Origin of the sequence: Blastopirellula sp. J2-11, assembly GCF_024584705.1 — a bacterium.
In the GTDB taxonomy this organism is placed as follows: Bacteria; Planctomycetota; Planctomycetia; order Pirellulales; family Pirellulaceae; genus Blastopirellula.
Window position 1 is genome coordinate 4,114,490 of the sequence record NZ_CP097384.1, and the last position, 19,465, is coordinate 4,133,954.

At 55.8% G+C, this 19,465-nt stretch carries 14 protein-coding genes; 5 read left to right on the forward strand and 9 right to left on the reverse strand.

Annotated elements, in window-relative coordinates; all coding sequences use genetic code 11:
* Positions 1 to 18 precede the first annotated feature (18 nt).
* Positions 19 to 3,123, reverse strand: coding sequence for a peptidoglycan-binding protein (locus tag M4951_RS16265; protein ID WP_262022704.1), 3,105 nt, complete (start codon positions 3,121 to 3,123; stop codon positions 19 to 21).
* 948 nt (positions 3,124 to 4,071) lie between these two features.
* The gene (locus tag M4951_RS16270; protein WP_262022705.1) at positions 4,072 to 4,716 is read right to left on the reverse strand and encodes a hypothetical protein; all 645 of its coding nucleotides are present in this window, start codon (positions 4,714 to 4,716) and stop codon (positions 4,072 to 4,074) included.
* 1,362 nt (positions 4,717 to 6,078) lie between these two features.
* Here M4951_RS16270 and M4951_RS16275 point away from each other — a divergent pair.
* The 4 genes from M4951_RS16275 (at position 6,079) to M4951_RS16290 (ending at position 10,375) form a co-directional block, all read left to right on the forward strand.
* Complete coding sequence (locus tag M4951_RS16275) at positions 6,079 to 7,569, forward strand: sulfatase (protein WP_262022706.1); 1,491 nt, start codon at positions 6,079 to 6,081, stop codon at positions 7,567 to 7,569.
* Between the two features lie 113 nt (positions 7,570 to 7,682).
* The gene (locus tag M4951_RS16280) at positions 7,683 to 8,723 is read left to right on the forward strand and encodes a hypothetical protein (RefSeq protein ID WP_262022707.1); all 1,041 of its coding nucleotides are present in this window, start codon (positions 7,683 to 7,685) and stop codon (positions 8,721 to 8,723) included.
* A gap of 82 nt (positions 8,724 to 8,805) precedes the next feature.
* Complete coding sequence (locus tag M4951_RS16285) at positions 8,806 to 9,069, forward strand: MoaD/ThiS family protein (RefSeq protein ID WP_262022708.1); 264 nt, start codon at positions 8,806 to 8,808, stop codon at positions 9,067 to 9,069.
* Between the two features lie 112 nt (positions 9,070 to 9,181).
* Positions 9,182 to 10,375 carry a glycosyltransferase family 61 protein gene (locus M4951_RS16290; protein ID WP_262022709.1) on the forward strand — a complete coding sequence of 398 codons (1,194 nt, stop codon included), beginning with the start codon at positions 9,182 to 9,184 and terminating at the stop codon, positions 10,373 to 10,375.
* 6 nt (positions 10,376 to 10,381) lie between these two features.
* Here M4951_RS16290 and M4951_RS16295 read toward each other — a convergent pair whose 3' ends face one another.
* The 3 genes from M4951_RS16295 to M4951_RS16305 are packed head-to-tail and all read right to left on the reverse strand — an operon-like array spanning position 10,382 to position 14,110.
* Positions 10,382 to 12,655, reverse strand: coding sequence for a xanthine dehydrogenase family protein molybdopterin-binding subunit (locus M4951_RS16295; RefSeq protein WP_262022710.1), 2,274 nt, complete (start codon positions 12,653 to 12,655; stop codon positions 10,382 to 10,384).
* On the reverse strand, positions 12,652 to 13,128 hold the full coding sequence (locus M4951_RS16300) for a (2Fe-2S)-binding protein (RefSeq protein WP_262022711.1): 477 nt from the start codon (positions 13,126 to 13,128) through the stop codon (positions 12,652 to 12,654). Before M4951_RS16300 ends, M4951_RS16295 begins: the two co-directional genes overlap by 4 nt.
* A 25-nt stretch (positions 13,129 to 13,153) precedes the next feature.
* Positions 13,154 to 14,110, reverse strand: coding sequence for an FAD binding domain-containing protein (locus M4951_RS16305; protein WP_262022712.1), 957 nt, complete (start codon positions 14,108 to 14,110; stop codon positions 13,154 to 13,156).
* Positions 14,111 to 14,239: 129 nt separating this feature from the next.
* Between M4951_RS16305 and M4951_RS16310 the strand changes: the two genes are divergently transcribed.
* Positions 14,240 to 15,721 carry an aldehyde dehydrogenase family protein gene (locus M4951_RS16310; protein ID WP_262022713.1) on the forward strand — a complete coding sequence of 494 codons (1,482 nt, stop codon included), beginning with the start codon at positions 14,240 to 14,242 and terminating at the stop codon, positions 15,719 to 15,721.
* A 274-nt stretch (positions 15,722 to 15,995) separates the two neighbouring features.
* Here the strand turns inward: M4951_RS16310 and M4951_RS16315 are convergent, their stop codons facing one another.
* The 4 genes from M4951_RS16315 to ectA form a co-directional block, all read right to left on the reverse strand.
* Positions 15,996 to 16,895: a phytanoyl-CoA dioxygenase family protein gene (locus M4951_RS16315; protein ID WP_315985735.1), complete on the reverse strand. Its 900-nt coding sequence runs from the start codon at positions 16,893 to 16,895 to the stop codon at positions 15,996 to 15,998.
* 98 nt (positions 16,896 to 16,993) lie between these two features.
* Positions 16,994 to 17,380 carry an ectoine synthase gene (locus M4951_RS16320; RefSeq protein ID WP_262022714.1) on the reverse strand — a complete coding sequence of 129 codons (387 nt, stop codon included), beginning with the start codon at positions 17,378 to 17,380 and terminating at the stop codon, positions 16,994 to 16,996.
* A 121-nt stretch (positions 17,381 to 17,501) separates the two neighbouring features.
* On the reverse strand, positions 17,502 to 18,800 hold the full coding sequence (gene ectB, locus M4951_RS16325; RefSeq protein ID WP_262022715.1) for a diaminobutyrate--2-oxoglutarate transaminase: 1,299 nt from the start codon (positions 18,798 to 18,800) through the stop codon (positions 17,502 to 17,504).
* 8 nt (positions 18,801 to 18,808) lie between these two features.
* A complete protein-coding gene (ectA, locus tag M4951_RS16330) occupies positions 18,809 to 19,378 on the reverse strand; it encodes a diaminobutyrate acetyltransferase (RefSeq protein ID WP_262022716.1) in 570 nt (189 codons plus the stop codon).
* Positions 19,379 to 19,465: the final 87 nt, after the last annotated feature.

The following is a 19,465-nucleotide window of genomic DNA, read 5'->3' on the forward strand; positions in this document are numbered from 1 at the left end:
AGATGAAATCGATGAGAGTTAGGGAAGCTTTGCGCTCGCCTCGTTTCCTGGCCCGATGGGGAATAATGGCGGCTGCGCATGAGGATCATAAGAGACTTCCGCATTTCCCTCGGCAATGTAGGCCTGGATGATCCCCGCAGGCGTCGTCTGAGAAAATAGCGGACGATCCACTTTCGGATTTCCCGCAAACGCGACCTCCTCGGCGAAGTGGGCCGAGTTATATTTCAATGCCGAAAACTTCTTCCGATTCGGATCAAACTTGGGCGAATTCTCATCGCTCTTGGCGATCGCCTCCGAGGCGAAGGCTCGCATATGCGAGAAGCTCATGAAGCGAAAATAGGCGCCTTGCATTTTCGGCGGATTCGCAAGTCCGGCCTCTGCCTGTTTCGCCTTGGCGAGGAAGGCGCACAGATGCGTGAGCGAGGATTGGCTGGCTTCCGGACCGACGACTGACACGTTCGGAATAATGACGTTTCTAACGCGCCCATCCCCCTCTTGCGGCTCATACCGCCCAAATTCGTAGTACTTTGTTAGCCCGCGTTCGCCAATCAAGACAATTCCAACGTCCGCCCCTTGGAAGTCAGGAGCGATCCCCTTGAAATGAAACATGATCGCTTCGCCTGTTAGCACCGAGGCGTCGAGGCCTTGGACGCCAAGAATCTCTTGGAGCGTCTCCTTGCGTCGCTCAATATACGGATCGACTTCGATAAGGGGTTCCATATCCTTGATCGTAGGAACTGGATTCTGTCGGAAATCATCGATCGTCAATCCCCCGGGCAAGCTGGTATAAAGCGCAGCGACCAAATTGATATCTTCTTGCGACATCGTTTCGCTCGGAGGCGTTCCCTGCAACGCGATCTCAGCTAACACTTGCAGGTGCTTGGCGGCGACGAAGATATTCGCCTGGTTGTTCTTCAACAGATTGATGAGATCGCGTTCCTGTTCCTCGGTGATCGTCGCAGGGGAAATGCCAAGAGTTTCGGCCGCACGCCGGAGCTGAATGCTCACGTTACCAAACGAGGTTCTGTCCGCTTTTTCCGACTTCCCCATCTGCCGAAGAATCCATCTGCCGGCCTCGTTTTTGCGAGCTTCATAACCAGCGTCATCGGCCCATAGCGGATCGCCGCCAACCTCGTTGTAAGCGACGCCGGCAACTAGTAAGGGAGGGAGATTGTACTTCTTCGCAGCGGCGCGAATTGTTTCGACATAGCCGACGCACCACTGTTTCTTGAAGTCGAAGATCAGCTTTTCGTCTCCCAGAACCGGAGTCCGCCATTTCACCAGATCTAAAGTCGTCCACTCTTCGGTTCCCGGGGCTGGCGAATACTTGTTCGAGATCTCCAGAATTTCCTTGATCGCATCTTGCTGCGACATCGCAAAGCCTGGCGCCCCAAGCAGCGCCTTCCAGGTATCGTCGCCGACGACGCCGTCGACCTTCAGACGCATCTTCTCTTGGAACGCTTTCGCTGCGACTTCCGTCGCCATGTCGAATATGCCGTTCGCCGTGACTCCAAAACCTGGCCCTAAAACGCGAATCAGCGATTCCTGGAGAAAGGTTACGTCTGGTCCGGAACTTCCCAACTTAACAAGGGGACGATTTAGCTTCTGTCGCGTTTCCTCGCCAACGACGCCGTTGGCAGTCAGACCGACGTTCGTTTGATAAGTCTTGACGGCGTTTTCCGTTACCGGGCCGAAGATGCCGTCTTCTTCGAGTCTGGGACTGGGGACAAGCAGTCCGTTCAACGCTCCTTGCAGAAGAATGACGTCGTTGCCACGACTTGTTACGTCCAAACTCTTGGAACTTGCATCCGCCACATAGGCGACACGGCGATTGAATCGATCCTCCGGCACCGAAGCCCAATTGCTTTCCTTCCTGATTTCTGTTGCAAATCCCGCCAAATCGTTCTTTGCGACGTGCGACTGTAAAAACTCTCTTGATGAGCCGGTATAGTCTCCTCGGTACCGCAAATCGATGAGAACGTCCTTGATCTTGGAATCCAAGCCGGTCCAGTCGACCGATCCATACTTCGCAATCACGTCCGACTTTTGGCAAATACGCCGGACGTCGCGTTCCATTTCAGCGTAAACTATCTCGAAAAGAAGCTTCTGCTGATCCGGAGTGATCTCGACCAGTTGGGTATTGGCAATGAACGCCTTTGCGTCCTGACCGAACTTGCCAACCCCTTGGGCGTACTTGTTCGCATCCGCCTTCGACAGGGTCGCAGCGACGAGATCCTTGACAACTCCCTCCGCCGTCCGCTCCTTCAGGTCATAGCCTCGTCCGATGGTGACGCCAGAGGTCGGTCCAGGGACATGCGGCCTGCGACTATGGAACTGCCCCCCTTCTGTACCTTCCGCATCAAAGGTCAATTGCCCCCGCTCTACCTGAAAAGGGTTCGCCTCTGCCGGGGCATACCCCTTCGGTATTTCCAAGTGGTAAGCGGGATCGCCGGGCGGAAGGATATACTTCGAGATGCGTTGATCGTTCTTCGCTTTCAGAATTGCCTGCTCGAACTTCGCGCGGTCGCTAATGGAAGAAGGCGCCACGTCGATGACGTCATGCGTTTCGCTGCAATGCTTCGAGACCTTTTCCGGGCCAAGCAATTCAATCTTGGCTTGCATCAGAGCCTTAATCTCATCCTCCGGTTTGGTCTGATTCTTGACGAACACGTCAATCACTTGATCGCCGAAAAAGCCATACAGCTTTTGTTGATGCGGTACGCCATGTTTGACAATATTGCCGTACATGATTCGCGATTGGTCTTCGGGAGTACGGACGCCACTCGTAATTCGCGCGGTACCGATCTTCGCCGCATCGAGGATCTCTCGCAGCGCGTCCATTCCCTGAATCGATACTTTGACGTTCTGGTTTACGGAGATATTGAATAGCGCTTGCCAGGTTTTCGCATCAACGACTCCCGACGAGCTAATTGCCTGTCCCGTTTGAAACTCGATCACCTTCCCTTTCGTCGTCTCATCAAACTTTCCGTCCATAGGCAGCGGCGGATCGAGATTCAGCTTCGCGTTCAATATCGACTTTAGTAAGTCGACGGCGGATGGTTCGATGCTGCCAACCTGCAACGTCGGCTCAATGTCTTGTGACCAAGCGGTCGATGCGGACATGCAGAAAAGGACCGCTGTAAGAAGAAATACCGTCCGACACTGACCACTCCGACCAAAGAAAGTCGCAAAGCGGCTCCTTCGTCCCACGGCATCCCAATCGTCAAGAAAATAAAGCGATTTCACGTCATACTTTCCTGCAAGAAATATTCGTCGAACTGTTTTCGCAAGCATGTTTCGCCAGCCTCAAATGAAGTCCTGACGCTCGTGTACTCCGTCAAATAACAATATATCTCGACCCGCTAAACGCCGCAGTCGTTCGCCACCCACCTATCCTAAGACGCGAACAACAATACGCGTTGTTATCGTTGCAATGAATTTTTACATCTTGCAATTCGTCGATGAAAATCGTCATGCCGGTATTGGAACCAACAAAGAACCATTTTTTTGAGATGAAACCGCTCCAACGACCGATGGTTAGTCGCAAGCGCTATTCCATCCAAGGGCAAACATGTCGTCCGCTTAGGCTGCGCTTCATAGCTTGCTCAAAACAAAGCTGCATTGCAAACGTTTTTTCATGACACTCATTTTAGATCGCTACTAAGTTGTCGCGAACTTGCGAACGGCGCCTATACTAAACCGCAAAAACGGTGAGTTCCGAGTCACGCATAACTCAAATTTTCCATCGCTCGAATCAACTTTTTCACTCCAGGCGATGTTTCTGATCGATATTGTCCTGAACGTTTAGCTACAAAACCGCCTGGATAAGGTGCGAACCGGTGAAGATTTCTTCTCGTTCGGAACGCCCAGAACGAGCGCAAAAATAGCCGTCAGTCGATTAAGACTTGCGACTGTTGTTAAGAAAGATGGCAAGGGACGAACTTACAACTTGCGGTTTCGTCGTCTCATATTCCTTTCAAGCGATGCGGGCTAATTTACCCCGATTGTTGCCAATGATCGTCGCTCTGGGGAATTGCTGCTCATTTGCAGATGGACGGGAGTCGCTTCGCGCTACGGAATGTGTTGATCGACGGTATCCGATTCATTCTCAAACCTTTCGATCAACTCAGCTCGCTGTTCTGGGCTTTCAAAGACACGTTTCCAGTGATCCGCCCAATAAACAGCGTGGGCGGCGTTTCCCGTCGGAATCGCTTCTGGAACTTTTTTTAGTGCGATGCGAGCCAAATAGGCGCCAAATAAATCCGAATCGAGTAGCGCCTCCTCGATTGCATTATTGGCAGGCCAAGAACCTCCCGTAATCGCGTTCGCCGCAGATTCCAACTGCTGCTCCGATTTCCCCGAAGCGGTCGCCAGGCGATCCAGCCAATTTTTTTGCTTGGCGTAAAGAACCGCATCTTTTGCGAGAGGAGCTTCAAACTGAAAGAAGCTGCGCCCCGGACCTCCTCCAACCTGCTTCCGTTTCTTTAAGAATGCGCCTTCATGCCAGGCTACGTGGAGCAGAAATTTCTTCTTATTCAGCGAAACGGCGTTTGAGTTGCCGCTATCTAGATCCGCTACAACCGTGTCAAGAATCTTCCACATGGCGACGACGCGATTTTTGTCATTTTCGGATGTATCCACATTTTCATTGGCCGCTTTCAATGGAACGGCGAAGGAGGCGAAGACAACTGCGAACAGACCAGCAAGACGAACCATGGCAAACTCCTAGAGTGAGTGGTTGGAAAACCTACCTAACATCTTGTGAGCCAACACAAAGAGAATCTTACGAAGTATGTCGTCCATTTATCCTTACTAAAAGTTGCGTTCCCGAATGGGCAAGCGTTTCTTACTTATTCCCATACCTCAAATACATATCCTGGGAAAACGGTTGCGCCGGCATCAAACGCCCGCTTTCCTAAATTCCCCTGGTAATTAGACCTGATATCTTACCGTGCAGCAAGAACCAATAACATTGGTTTCTTCTACTACAATCACGGAAGACGCTTTTGCGGCTTCCAATGCGGAGTCTGTTTTCTTAACAGTTCATCTCCATCGCGCCGCCCGGCAGGAGAGTTGCAATCAAAATCAGCACCAGGCAGATAGAGAATGCAGTTCACGCCACGAACAGAAGAATTGAAGAAGAGAATTCGTCGCTGGATCACTGCCATGAAGAAAAGGGAACGGCGTACGCGAAGACATCAGCTACGGCGAAACCCCAGCAACTCGACGACAAACTGACTCGTGTGGATCCGGCGGAAGTAGTTCGGGATATCTTGTCCTGAGGGGCGCAACGGACAGGCTGGGACTATACGCTGCGGCCGCGTGGTCGCCCGCGAAAACCACGGGAATGAAAAAGCCCCCGTCCCGAACAAATTGCACGAGCTTTGCGTGCCCGCCTCAGCATGCGGTTACAAGCGGGAGCGATGTTCGTCCTCAAGCGCAATCGACATCAATCGCGGCTCCGCTCACGGCTTCTTTAAACCGACAAGCGAATTCTTTACGCCATACGACTCTTCGGCCTGGTTGAACGCGGTCAAGACCACTGCAATCACTCCGCCGATCGTCTTTGGCCTCTTCCACGTCTCATGACTTTCGATCCAAGCTTGGCCCCGCCCCTTCTTGCTTTGCATGACGGACAACGCGCCGCTGTATCCCCGCAAAGGTCATTTAGCCATGCAGACGAATTCCCCAAATGCCTCTTACTAATTTCCCCGCATTCCTCATCTCGCTGGCAGTCCTGAAGGTAATCGAAGCAGCCCCAGGCGACGTTCCAATCGCCGCCGACCAATGCACAAGGATCCAGCATCCAGGAGAGTTTCTACCGGACCAGCGCAATCCGCTCGCCGTTCTCGTCGAAGAGCGGGACAAGTTTTTCGTGCCGGGCTGCGCACAGCACCAGCTATCGGCCTGCTTCCAATGCCAGGTCGATCCATGGGATTACCGGCTTTTTTTTCGATTTTCTGTCCGTTTGCCTTCCCTACTCATTTGCCTTTGCGTTGACCCACGCGTCGGCCCGACCGATACTGAATCAGTCCCGCCAATCCCCCCCTCTCCCGCTTGCCGCAAAGGATCCGCCTAGTGTTGTCGACGCCGAAATCGAACCATTTCATACACAAATTCACTACATTCACCCTGGCCATCGGCTCCATTTTATTTTCTGCTACCCACGGAAAACAGGCGAATTCCGCAGAGCCGAAGCGTGCACCTAATATAGTCTTCTTCCTGGTCGACGATCTGGGCTGGAAGGATATCGGCGTTTATGGTTCGAGCTTTTATCACACGCCGAATGTCGATGGCCTGGCGGCGTCGGGAATGCGTTTTACCAATGCTTACGCCGCGTGCCAGGTCTGTTCGCCGACGCGAGCCAGTATTATGACCGGCAAGTATCCGCAGCGCGTCGGTATTACGGACTACATCGGCGCCGCGCAGCCTGACAAATGGAAACGGAACACGCTGCTGCTGCCGGCGCCGTATCAAACTCGTTTAGCCCTAGAGGAAACGACTTTGGCCGAGGCGTTGAAGCAGCGCGGTTACGCGACCTTCTTCGCCGGTAAATGGCACTTGGGCCCAGAGGGGAACTGGCCCGAGGACCAGGGGTTCGACGTGAACATCGGCGGCATCAACCGCGGAGGGCCTTACGGCGGCAAGAAGTACTTTTCGCCATATGGCAATCCGCGCCTGAGCGACGGGCCTGACGGCGAACATCTGCCCGATCGTCTGGCGAGCGAAACGGTGAAGTTTATCGAAGAGCACCAAGACCAACCGTTCTTGGCCTATCTCTCTTTCTACTCGGTTCACACGCCGCTGATGGCCCGCGAAGACTTGAAGCAGAAATACGATGACATCAAATCGCGGATTCGACTGGCCGGTCCGATCTGGGGCAAAGAAGGAAAAAGCAAACTTCGCTTGGTGCAAGAGCATTCGGTCTACGCCGGCATGGTCGAAGCGATGGATGCGGCGGTTGGCAAAGTGCTAAACGCGCTCGATCGCTTGAAACTGGCTGACAACACGTTGGTGATTTTCACCTCCGACAACGGCGGTTTATCCACTTCCGAAGGACATCCGACCAGCAACTTACCGCTGCGCGGCGGCAAAGGCTGGATGTACGAAGGAGGAATTCGCGAGCCGCTGGTCGTACGCTATCCCGGCGTCACCCAAGCAGGCAGCGAAAGCGACGCGTTGGTCACGAGCCCTGACTATTTGCCAACTATCTTGGCGGCGATCAACAAGCCGGGTGACAAGATCGATACCGACGGCGTGAGCATTCTCCCTGCCTTGGAAGGAAAGCCGCTCGATCGCGGCCCGATCTTCTGGCATTACCCGCACTATGGCAATCAAGGAGGATCGCCGACCGCGGCGGTTCGCGCAGGGGACTGGAAGCTGATCGAGTGGTACGAAGATGGCAAGGTCGAGCTTTTCAATCTAGCCGACGATATCGGCGAAATGAACAATCTGGCGGATAACCAGCCCGAGAAACGTAAGGAACTTCACCAAAAGCTGCGTCAGTGGCGCAAAGAAGTGGGCGCGATCTTGCCGACGGCCAATCCCAAATATAAAGCCGTGAAGTAATTGCCAGCAAGCTGGCCAGGGCGGTAGAAGCCAGACGAGCGAGAGTGGTAGACTATCTCTCTAAGCCGCGGTAACGGTTCCACTTTGATGACTCTCGAGAAGGAAGGCGCCTAATGCGTAGAACCATGCTTTGCAGTTTGTTTGTTGCAGCGTCCACTTGGTGCGGTGTTGCCGCTTATGCCGAAGTTGTTGATCTCGGCCTGCCCGAAGGCTACTCGGCGGAAGTCGCCGCCAAAGGTCTGACGAATCCGTCCGGAGTCAGCTTTAGCCCCAGCGGCACGTTGACGATCTGCGACTCGGGCGACGGCCGCATCTTGACTCTGGAAGCGGGCGAACTGAAAGAATTTGTCACCGGCTTTCCGACCGAATACTGGAAGGTTGACGCCGAATCGGGAACCAAACGTTTTAAACTTGGCCCGCTGTCGGCCATCTGGTTAGATGCCGAAACGTTGGCCGTCACCAACGCCGGACTTGGCGATGGCGAAGAAACGGTCGTCTTCTTTAAGGGCCCTGGTAAAGTTGAATCGGGCGAAGCGACCAACTCGGTTCCGCCGACCTCCGACGACATGGCCGACAAGGGCGAAGGGAACCTGACCGGTTTGACCGCCAGTGCGGATGGCAAAACAATCTACGTCGCCGGACAAGGCGCCGACGCCAAGACGTGGGTCTTGAAGGTCGACGTCGCAGACAAGAAGCTGAGCCCGCTCTTCTCGGCGGACGATAATGACATCGCGATCAACTCGCCGATGGCGACCGCGTTGTGGGGCGACGACGCAATTTTGACGCTGTACTCTGGCGCCGGCGGCAAAGATGACGGCTTGATCGTCGAATGGAATCTGGAGAGCGGGAAACCGACCAAGCAGTGGACCGTGCCAGGCTTGCTCGATCCGATGGGCTTCGCCGTCATCCCCGGCTCCAAAAAGCTGGCCGTGGTTGATAACAACTGGGCGCTGACCGAAGTGAAGCCCGGCAAGTTGGCCATCGTCACGCTACCTGAGGAATCGGGCGTCGCCGAAGTGGAAGTGCTGACCGACAAGTTGATGGGGCCGGTCGCATGCACGTTTGGACCGGATGGCAAACTCTACATCGGCCAACTGGGCAAAGAGTTCGACAAAAACGAAGGCGAGGTCATCGCCGTTTCGGGACTGAAGTAACGCACTTCAGTCTCCGTTGATTTGAAAATTTTAGACGCCGCGTTCCCCTTAGCTGACGCGGCGTTTTTTGGAGTTCTCGATCATGGCGACGGTGCATATTCCAGCTCAACTGCGCCCCATGACCGCAGGCGTCGAGCATCTTGAAATCGACGCCGCCAACGTTCGCCAACTGATCGAATCGCTAGAAACGCGATTTCCTGGCCTCCGAGTACGACTTTGCGACGGAGACCGCATTCGCTCTGGTTTGCAGGTCGCTATCGATGGCGCGCTATCCAACAAGGGATTCGACGCCCGGCTAGCAGCAAGCAGCGACGTCTATTTTTTGCCGGCCATCGGCGGGGGATAAAAGTCTTTAGGGGGCGTCGGTTTGCCGCAACGGTTCAATCACTCTTGCGATCAGAGGACCGTTCTCGATAAACTTCCACCAACTGAAACTCCCCGTGACGAGCTGACTCGGTATGCGTCTGAAATCTGAGGCCATCAAGAAACTGCGTAGCCGCCTGCTGAATGCGTGGTGGCGACAGTTCGGCGTCCCCGCGCCGACCGGCCGTTGTCTCGACTCGCCGATCGACTTTTGTTTGGAAGAACCGACACGCCAATCGTATCCCCGCCGCACAATGTGCGGCGCGACCGATCAAGTTGACCATGCGGTCGAATCGCTGATCTCGACCGGCTTGCTGAATGAAGCGGATCGCAATTGGAACGGTGAGTCGACGATCGACTATCCGCAAGGAGGAATCGCGCTGCTTGAACAGGGGAGCGTCATCAGCCGGCAAGGGGTTCTGTTGGCCCCCAAGCATGGCGTGCTGGAAAATCTGGGAGGCGGTTCGCTGGCTTCGATTTCCGGCGTTGGGACTAGCTTCACGCATCTCCCGCGTCCACGACGTATCGATGGCAACGTCTTGGTTATGACGCGCGGATTGGCCCAGCGCAATTACTATCACTGGACGTTCGAGATGCTGTCGCAATTGCGACTCGTCGAACAAGCAGGCGTCTCGTTTGACTATGTCGCCGCGCCCAAGCGACATGCGTTTGCATTGGAGTCGCTGCAGTTGCTCGGGATTGAGCGTTCGCAGATCTTGCCGATGGGCCGCTACACGCACATCCAGGCGACGCAGTTGATCGTTCCCAGCGTCGCTTGCTATTATCCGCAACCGGCCGGCGTCGACTACCTGCGAGAGAAGATGCAATTCCAATCATGGTCGCACTACGAGCATGACAAGCGAATAAAACTATACATCGCCAGGCGGCGGCACTCGTCGCGCCATATCGTGAACGACGCGGAACTCTTCGCCGCGCTGAAGCCGCTCGGATTTCGGCAGGTCTATTTGGAAGACTTGCCGCTAAAAAAACAGATACAACTATTTCAACAAGCCAGCGTCGTCGTTGGTCCGCACGGCGCTGGGCTCTCGAATCTTGTCTATTCGCGACCGGGAACTGCGATTTTTGAAATTACGCCGACCTGCCGCCCTCCCCTGTTTTTTCATTACCTTGCCGAAATCAACGCGCTGCGCTACGCCGTCTATTTTGGTCAACCGGTTGGTCAGCGCGGCGTGGACGCCAACATTCGGGTCGACGTCCCCCAAATGCGTCAGCAACTCACCAATTTCTTAGAACAAACGGACGGCGATTACTCGCAGGCCGCCGCATAGCGCGGTTTACTTTTCGGGCTGACTCATCGCTTTCCACAACCGCGGCGGAGAGATCGGCAACTGGGTCGCTCGTACTCCGGTCGCGTGAAAGATGGCGTCGGCAATCGCCCCCGGCGGAGGAACGATCGGCGTTTCGCCGACTCCACGGACGCCGAACGGATGATCTGGATTAGGAACTTCAACGATGATCGTGTCGATCATAGGCACATCCAAACAGGTCGGAATGCGATAGTCGAGCAGTGACGCGTTTCGCATTTTGTGGTCGTCGCCGTAGAAGTATTCTTCGTTCAGCGCCCACCCGATCCCCTGCACGGCTCCTCCTTGCATCTGGCCTTCGACATAGCTGGGATGAATTGCTTTGCCGGCGTCTTGGATCGCCGTGTAACGCAAGATCTTGACCTTCGCCGTATCGGGGTCTACTTCTACGTCGACGATATGGACGCCAAAGCCATTGCTCGGCCCTTCCGGCGAAACGGACGCGTGCCCAACGACCGGATCGCCGGTACCCGGCAGCTTTTCGGCCAACTGCTTGAAGGTCATTTGTTGGTCACGCCAACGGTAGAGGTCGCCGTCGACTTTCACTTCGGCCGGATCGCACTCCCACAAGAACGCCGCGCGGGCCGTCAATTGCTCCAGCAGATCGAGCCCCACTTTATGCGCCGCCATTCCGGTGGCGAAGGTGGTTCGACTGCCGCCGGTTACGTCGGTGTAGCCGATGCTGTCGGTATCGACCACCTTCGGCAGCACGTCGGCCGCGGGTATGCCGAGCGTCTCGGCCAATTGCATCGCGATCGAAGTCCGCGTACCGCCGATGTCGGTCGATCCTTCCAGCAGATTGACGGTGCCATCCGGATTGACCGATGCGGAGACGCTCGACTTCAAGCCGATATTGAACCAATAGCCAGCTGCGATACCGCGTCCTTGATTGGCGCCTTCTAAAGGAGAATTCCAATGCGACGAGTTCTGCGCCGCCTCCAAACACTCGAGATAACCAATCCGCGAATAGACCGGACCGTCGACACGGCGCGAACCTTCTTTGACCCCGTTGATCCGCCGGATTGCGATTGGGTCGATTTGCAATTGCTCGGCAAGTTCATTGAATGCGGACTCAAACGCAAACGCCGCTTGCGTCGCGCCTGGCGCTCGATAGGCCTGCGTCTTCGGCTTGTTGACGCAGACGTCGTAGCCGTCAACCACCGCATTGGGCAGTTCGACGCAGCTAAAGATGCACATTGCGCCGGGACCAATCACGCCGCCGGGGAACGCGCCCGACTCGTAGGCCAGATAGGCTTGACCGGCGGTCAACTTTCCATTTTTTGTCGCACCCAACTTGATCCGAATGTACGACGCCGGAGTCGGCCCCGTGCCTTCGAATACTTCGTCGCGCTGCATTGTCATTTTGACGGCGCGACCGCTCTTGCGGCTTAAGATCGCAGCGACCGGCTCTAAGTAGACGGCGATCTTGCCGCCAAAACCGCCCCCAATCTCGCACGGCGTGACCGTCACCTTCGAGATCGGCAGTTGCAGCAACTCGGCCGTTTGATGGCGAGCGGTGAACGAGCCTTGGGTCGAAGTCCAGATCTTTAGCTGGCCATCTTCATTCCAGAGCGCCGTGGAGACTTGCGGCTCGATGTAGCCTTGATGAACCGTCGCGGTTTCAAACTCTTTTTCCACGATCACATCCGCTGCTGCGAAACCGGCGGCAATATCGCCTGTCTCGAAATGGACGTGCCGGTCAATGTTGGTCGGCTCTTGGTTGGACTCGCCCAGCGTCTCGGTTTTCAAACCCGGGTGCAAGATCGGCGCGTCGGGCTTCATGGCTTCGAGCACCGACGTTACTGCCGGCAACAGTTCGTAGTCGACGCGAATCGCGGCAATCGCTTCTTCGGCGATATGGACATCTCGGGCAGCGACGGCGGCGATCGCGTGCCCTTTGTACAGCACTTTGTCGACGGCCAGGCAGTTCTCACTGAGATCCTTGAGTTGGACGGCGCCTTCCCCCAAGTCTGCGACTTTGTCGACCAGATCCGGCCAATCTTGGCCGGTTGCGATGGCGTAGACTCCCTCTATTTTTTCCGCAATCGACGTATCGATCAGCTTGATCCGCGCGTGCGCGTGCGGGCTACGCAGAACCTTGCCGAAGAGAGCGCCGGGAAGCTGAACATCGGCGCCGTAAAGGGCGCGGCCGGTCACCTTGTCGGCGCCATCATGTCGAATCGGTCGCGTGCCGATCACTTTGTACTTTTTGTCGCTGTAAGAAATTGGCGAAACGTCGCTCATGGATTCGCTCCTTCGGCAGCGGCTTGAACAGCGCGGACGATCTTGTCGTACCCGGTGCAGCGACAGAGGTTTCCGGCCAGCTGAAATCGAATCTCTTCTTCACTAGGATGCGGAACTCGATCCAACAGCGCCTTGGTGGTCATCAAAAAGCCAGGCGTGCAGATGCCGCACTGCAGCGCGGCGCCTTCCAGAAAGCATTGCTGCAGCGGTTGCAGTTTTCCGCCAGCGGCGATTCCTTCAACGGTTTCGATCTCGGCGCCTTCGGCCTCCAGCGCCAGCACCAGACAACTGACGACCGGTTCGCCGTTCAGCAGCACCGTGCAAGCTCCGCAGTTACCGTTGTTACAGCCTTCTTTGGCGCCGGTCAGTTGCAACGAATCCCGCAGCACCTCTAGCAAACTTTGCCGTGGCTCGCACGCAAATTCGCGAGGTTCGCCGTTGATCTTCGCCGTAATCAGCTTTTTCTTGGCCACGCTGTAACCTGTGGGGTTGGTCGTTCTATTTGTTCTTTGCTTGGGCGCGTTCGACGGCGATCGCCAGCGTTCGACGCGTCAGCACGCCGCACAAATGCTTGCGGTACTCGATCGTTCCACGCATGTCATCAATCGGACTAGCCGATTGCTCGGCCAGCGCGCCTGCTTTGACGAACAGTTCGTCGCTTGGCGACTGGCCGAGGAGCGCTTCCTCGGCTTTTGCGGCGCGAACTGCCGTCGTTGCGACAGCGCCCAATACGATCCGCGCCTTGCAAATGATCCCCTGTTCATCCAACTCTACAAAAGAGGCGGCGCTGGCGACGGCGATGTCCATTTCGTTACGCGGGATAAATCGTTGGTAAGCCGCTCCGCTTCGCGCTTCGGTCGGAGGAAAGATAATCGCGACCAGCAGATCGCCACGCGCCAGTACATTCTTGCCGACGCCGCTGCAAAACTCGGCGACCGGCATCTGCCGGCGTCCCTTGGGACCAGCGATCTCGGCGACGGCGTCATAAATGGCGAGCGGCGGAATCGAATCAGCCGCCGGAGACGCGTTGCAGAGATTACCGCCGACCGTGGCTCGTGATTGAATTTGCCAACCGCCGATGATTTTGGTCGCATCAACCAGTGCGGCGTACTTTTCCATGATCGCCGCTTCGCGATAGATGCGACTACAGGAAACGGCCGCGCCGAGAAAGAGTCCGCCATCGGCGGTCATCGCTAACTCATTTAATTCGGCGATTTTTTTGACGTCGACAACCAGCGTTGCACGGCGGCGACGTTCTCGTAACAAAACCAAAATATCGGTACCGCCGGCCATCACGACCGCTTTGTGGGCGGGGTCTGCGAGCAACTGGACCGCTTCGTTGGTGGAAATCGGCGCCGCGTAGTCGAAATCTTGCAAAAAAATCTCTCCTGACAGTCGTCGCCCCACAATCGAATGCTGGCATCGCAGGATCGCGGCGACTTGTATGGCGATCATTCTATCGCGAGCGAGAGCTCTTTCCAACGCAGCTAGGCCGTATCTCGCCTCAAAACCGATTGCTTGGGGCACGCGTTACGCCCTACAATGCAAATACCGACACTTCCTGTTACAAAAGGATTCCCCGTCATGGCTACGATTTCTCGTTCTAACTCCTCGACTTCGCCCGAAGTTCGCCATACGCAGTGCTTTATCGACGGCCAATGGGTGCCCGCGATGAGCGGCAATACCTTCGCCACGTTGAACCCGGCTACAGAGGAGGTGATCGCTGAAGTCGCCGAAGGGGACGCCGCCGATATTGACGTCGCCGTTCGCGCCGCTCGCAACGCCTTCGACAGCGGGCCTTGGCGAAAAATGGACGCCCGCGATCGCGGCGCGCTGATCTACCGTCTGGCCGAATTGATCGAACAAGAAAAAGAAGAGCTGGCCGCTCTCGAATCGCTTGATAACGGCAAACCGATTCGTGACGCGCTCGCCGCCGATCTGCCGCTGGTCGTCGACTGCTTGAAATACTACGCTGGCTGGGCCGACAAGATCCAAGGAGCGACCATTCCGATTCGCGGCGACTACTTTTGCTATACCCGCCGAGAACCGGTGGGCGTGGTCGGTCAGATCATTCCGTGGAACTTCCCGATGTTGATGACCGCCTGGAAATGGGGACCAGCGCTCGCCGCAGGCTGCACGATTGTGATGAAGCCGGCCGAACAAACGCCGCTCACCTGTTTGCGCATGGCGCAACTGGCGAAAGAGGCCGGCATCCCCGATGGCGTAATCAATGTGGTTCCCGGATTTGGTCCGACCGCCGGCGGTTCGCTAGTCAAACATCCCGGCGTCGACAAGATCGCTTTTACCGGTGAGCACATCACCGCTCAAACGATCATGAAGAACGCCGCCGACACGATGAAGCGGGTCACGTTTGAACTCGGCGGCAAGAGCCCAAACGTCATCTTCGCCGACGCCGATCTCGACGCCGCGATCGCTGGCGCCCACTTCGGGCTGTACTTTAACCAAGGCCAATGTTGCACCGCCGGCAGTCGCGTCTTTGTCGAAGATTCGATCTATGACGAATTCTGCGAACGGATGGCCGCGATGAACGTGGATCGCAAACTAGGAGACCCGCTCGATCCCGATACCGAGCAAGGCCCGCAGGTAGACCAACGGCAGATGGAAAAAATCTTGAGCTACGTCGATCTCGGCAAAAAACAGGGAGCTCGCCTGTTGAGCGGCGGCGCTCGACATGGCGACAAAGGCTTCTATGTGCAGCCGACCCTGTTTGCCGACGTGACCGACGATATGAAGATCGCGACCGACGAAATCTTTGGCCCGGTCATGTCAGTCCTGAAGTTCAAAGGCCAAAAAGACATCATCCAGCGAGCGAACAACACGTTCTATGGACTAGCCGCGGCCGTTTGGACCAACGACGTCAAAAAGGCGCACCGCTTCGCCGCCGATGTTCGCGCCGGAACCGTTTGGGTCAACTGCTACGACGTGTTTGACACGGCGGCGCCGTTTGGCGGCTTCAAAATGTCAGGTCTGGGACGCGAACTGGGCGCCGCGGGTCTTGACGGTTACCTGGAGAACAAGACCGTCACCGTCAATCTGGCCGACTGAGCAACCAAGTGGACGAAGGAAAACGGCCAACTCGACCGGATCGCGCGCCGACGCGATCCGGGACGAGATGGCACAGGCCAGTATGGGAGAACGCTAAGAGCACAAACCGTGCCAAGACGACGACGTTTTCCTGACGCGGCGAAAAAAGCGGGATACGTCGGAACAAGAACCTGAAAAACGACCAACATCGGTGACGACTGGTCGTTTTTTCGTGTCGCTTTGTTCGACATGCGCGTCGTTTAAATCGACGAAGAATCGAACTCTGATCGATTCGCTAGATATCATCCAACGAGCAGTCTTCCCGTTCTGCAAGAAACCCTGGCCGGGGCGCAAATCCGCCAAACGGCTCCACGAGCCGATTCTCGACGCTGTTATAAACGACAAACAGATTGGTCCGCGGCGTCGGACTGAGATTTCCGCCCGAGCCATGCATCGTGTTGCAGTCGAACATCAGCGCCGAACCGGGGCCTCCCTTGGGCGCTTTGATCGCTCCTTGATTGGTCAGAAACTCGATCGCCTGGCGACTGGGAACGCCAAACTCCTGTTTCTTCAGCGATACCTCATAATGGTTCTCAGGCGTTTCTCCGATACAACGAATGTAATAATGATGTGAGCCGCGGATCAACATCAACGGTCCGTTGAACTCGTGATTGTCGGTCAGGCTGATCGAAACGCTGATCGCACGGGTGCGCGGCATGCCATCTTCGACGTGCCAAGTTTCAAAGTCGGAGTGCCAAAAGAACTCTTTGCCGTGAAAAGCCGGCTTGTAGTTGATTCGCGATTGATGAATATAAACTTCGCTGCCCAGAATTTGTTCGACCTTGGAAACAATTCGCCGATCTAGGCAGATGCTGCGAAACAGTTCGTTGTCGCGATGGACGCGAAAAATCGTACGTACTTCGTTCCGCTGCGGTTCGGCGATCACTTCCGGCCGATCCTGATCGGCGCTCCGCCGCATCTTTTCAGCTTCGGCCAAGTACTGCACCGCTTCGCTCGAACTGAGTAGTTGCGGAAACGACAGATAGCCGTTGTCTGCGAAGTTGCTGATCTCGGAGTCGGGCAAAGTACCGCTTCGCCCTGGCCAGACAACCGGATCGATGCGCGGCGCGGCCTCCCAGATTTCTCCCATACGTGACGCATAGGGATCGTAGTGTGCTTGAATGACGTTCGACATTGGGTTTTCCTTCTCCAGTTGGATCATCCGATTGTCGGTTGCTGGTTCCTTTACGAAGTTGTGCTTGGTCGTACGACTACGACACGATGATGTCGTGGCTAATCTAAGATCGCCGGGTAGACGCCGTTTTCGTCGTGAACTTCAGTACCAACAACCGGCGGGTTGAAGACGCAGACCATCCGCATATCGACGTCGGCCGACAGCAAATGTTTGTCATTCTTGTCGAGCGCATAGACAGTGCCGGCTTCGATTTCAAAGACTTCGCCTGAGTCGACTAGCTGGACGCGTCCTTTGCCTTCGATGCAATAAACGGCCTCGAGATGATTCTGATAATGAATTGGGGTCGTCGTTCCGGCGCGAATAATCGTGTCGTGCAACGAAAAACCCATGCCATCCTTCTTGAGCAGCAAGCGACGACTGGTCCAATTATTCGAGATGACTTCCGCTTCGGTCCCGATGGTATCGTTTAATTTTTTGACGATCACTGTACAGTATCTCCGTGCAGCGCGCCGCAGAGTGCGACGCGCGTTGGTTAGTTAGAGTTGTTACGCGAGAGCATGAAGACGCTGCTGGACTAGCCGGCAGCGTCGCCTCATCGCTTTTTATTTAGCCAGAAACCTCGTCGGCGGCCGCCATCGATTGGGCCGGCTTCTTGGTCCGGGGACTACCCATGACTTCGCGAACCGAATCGACCAGGATCTTCAGACCGTTGTCGAGCGCATCTTCGGCGATCGTCAGCGGCGGCAATGTCTTGACCACTTCGTCGTTGGGACCGGCTGTTTCAATGATCAGCCCGCGTCCAAACGCCGCATGAGAAATCTTCGACGCGACATCTTCTTCATGGAACTGAATTCCCTGAATCAGACCGCGACCACGAACGTCGGCGCCATATGCTTCGGCCAGATCGAGCAATGTCGCTTTGATCTTCTTCGCTTTACGATTGACGGCCAGCGAGAGTTGATCGTCTTGCCAATAGTTACGCAACGCGGCGGTCGCCGTGACGAACGCCGGATTGTGTCCACGGAACGTTCCGTTATGCTCGCCCGGTTGAAACGCATCGAGTTCCGGCTTCATCAGCACGACGGCCAACGGCAACCCATAGCCGGAGAACGATTTGGATAAGCAAACAATGTCGGGCTTGATCCCCGCAAATTCAAAGCTGAAGAACGGACCGGTGCGACCGCAGCCGACCTGGATGTCATCCATAATCAGCAAAGCGCCCACTTTTTTGGCCAAAGCCGCCAATCGCTGCAGCCATTTTTTCGAAGCGACGTTGACGCCGCCTTCGGCTTGCACCGTTTCGACAATGAAGGCCGCCGGCGGTTCGATGCCGCTGCTGTTGTCGCTCAGATAGCTTTCGATCAGCGAGATCGTATCGGTATCGGCGTCAAAGTAATCGCAAAACGGCATGTGAGACGCGTCCGACAGCGCGACGCCGGCGCCGGCGCGTTTGCCCGAGTTGCCGGTCATCGCCAGAGAGCCGAGGGTCATGCCGTGGAAGCCGTTGGTGAAGGCGATCACATTGGCGCGACCGGTCACTTTTCGGGCCAGTTTCAGCGCCGATTCAACGGCGTTGGTGCCGGTCGGTCCGGGAAACATCACCTTGTAATCAAGTCCACGCGGAGCAAGCAGCACATCCTGCATCGCTTGCAGCAAATCGCGTTTAGCGGCCGTCGACATATCCAGTGCGTGCGTCACTCCGTCCGCCGAAAGATACTCGAGCAGGGCCGACTTGATCACGTCATTGTTGTGACCATAGTTGAGCGAACCTGCGCCCGCGAAAAAGTCGATAAAGGAGCGGCCTTGTTCGTCAAATAGCAGGTGATCTTTTGCGCGAGTAAAGATCGTCGGGAACGAGCGGCAATAACTGCGCACGTTTGATTCCATTCGCTGGAAAATATTCATTCTGTCTCCTAAATAGGGCCAACGCGGACGAGCTCTTCCGCTTCATGACCTGAAGCGCCAAAGTCCGCGGATTCAAAACGTCGCGAGTATTCGATCACTGCTCCCAACCGGGACGCTAGCGACGCAAACAGACGGCGCGACGGAACATTTGATGGGGTAATCGTTGCTTCGATAAACTGCACCGCTTCTCCCTGCTCTACCAAATACAGCAGCAACTGCTTGGCCAGTCCCATGCCGCGCGCTGGAGGCGCGACAAGCACTTGCCATACAAACAGGGATTGGGGACGCGTCGGAGGGCGGAAACCCGTGGCGAAACCGACGATCTCACCGTTCAGTTCCGCAACGACGCACGAATCGGCGAACTCGGTCGCCTGAAGCAAATAGAGATAACAGGAATTGGTATCAAGCGTTTCGTCAGCGCACACCAATCGCCACAACGACTGAGCGTCCCGTTTTTCGGGACGACGCAGACGAACGGACTCCCTGTCGTTTTCCGCCGGGGGGGAAGTCTCGGTCATCGCATGAAGTAGTGTGAACGTTTCCTGTTTGCCGTGGATGGTTAATCCGACGCTTGCCATTGCCTAAAGGTGAGTTCGCCTATCGAAGGCGATCGAGTCACCCTAACACGATCGAGATTTGGTTTCAACGCAGACACCCCGAGAAAC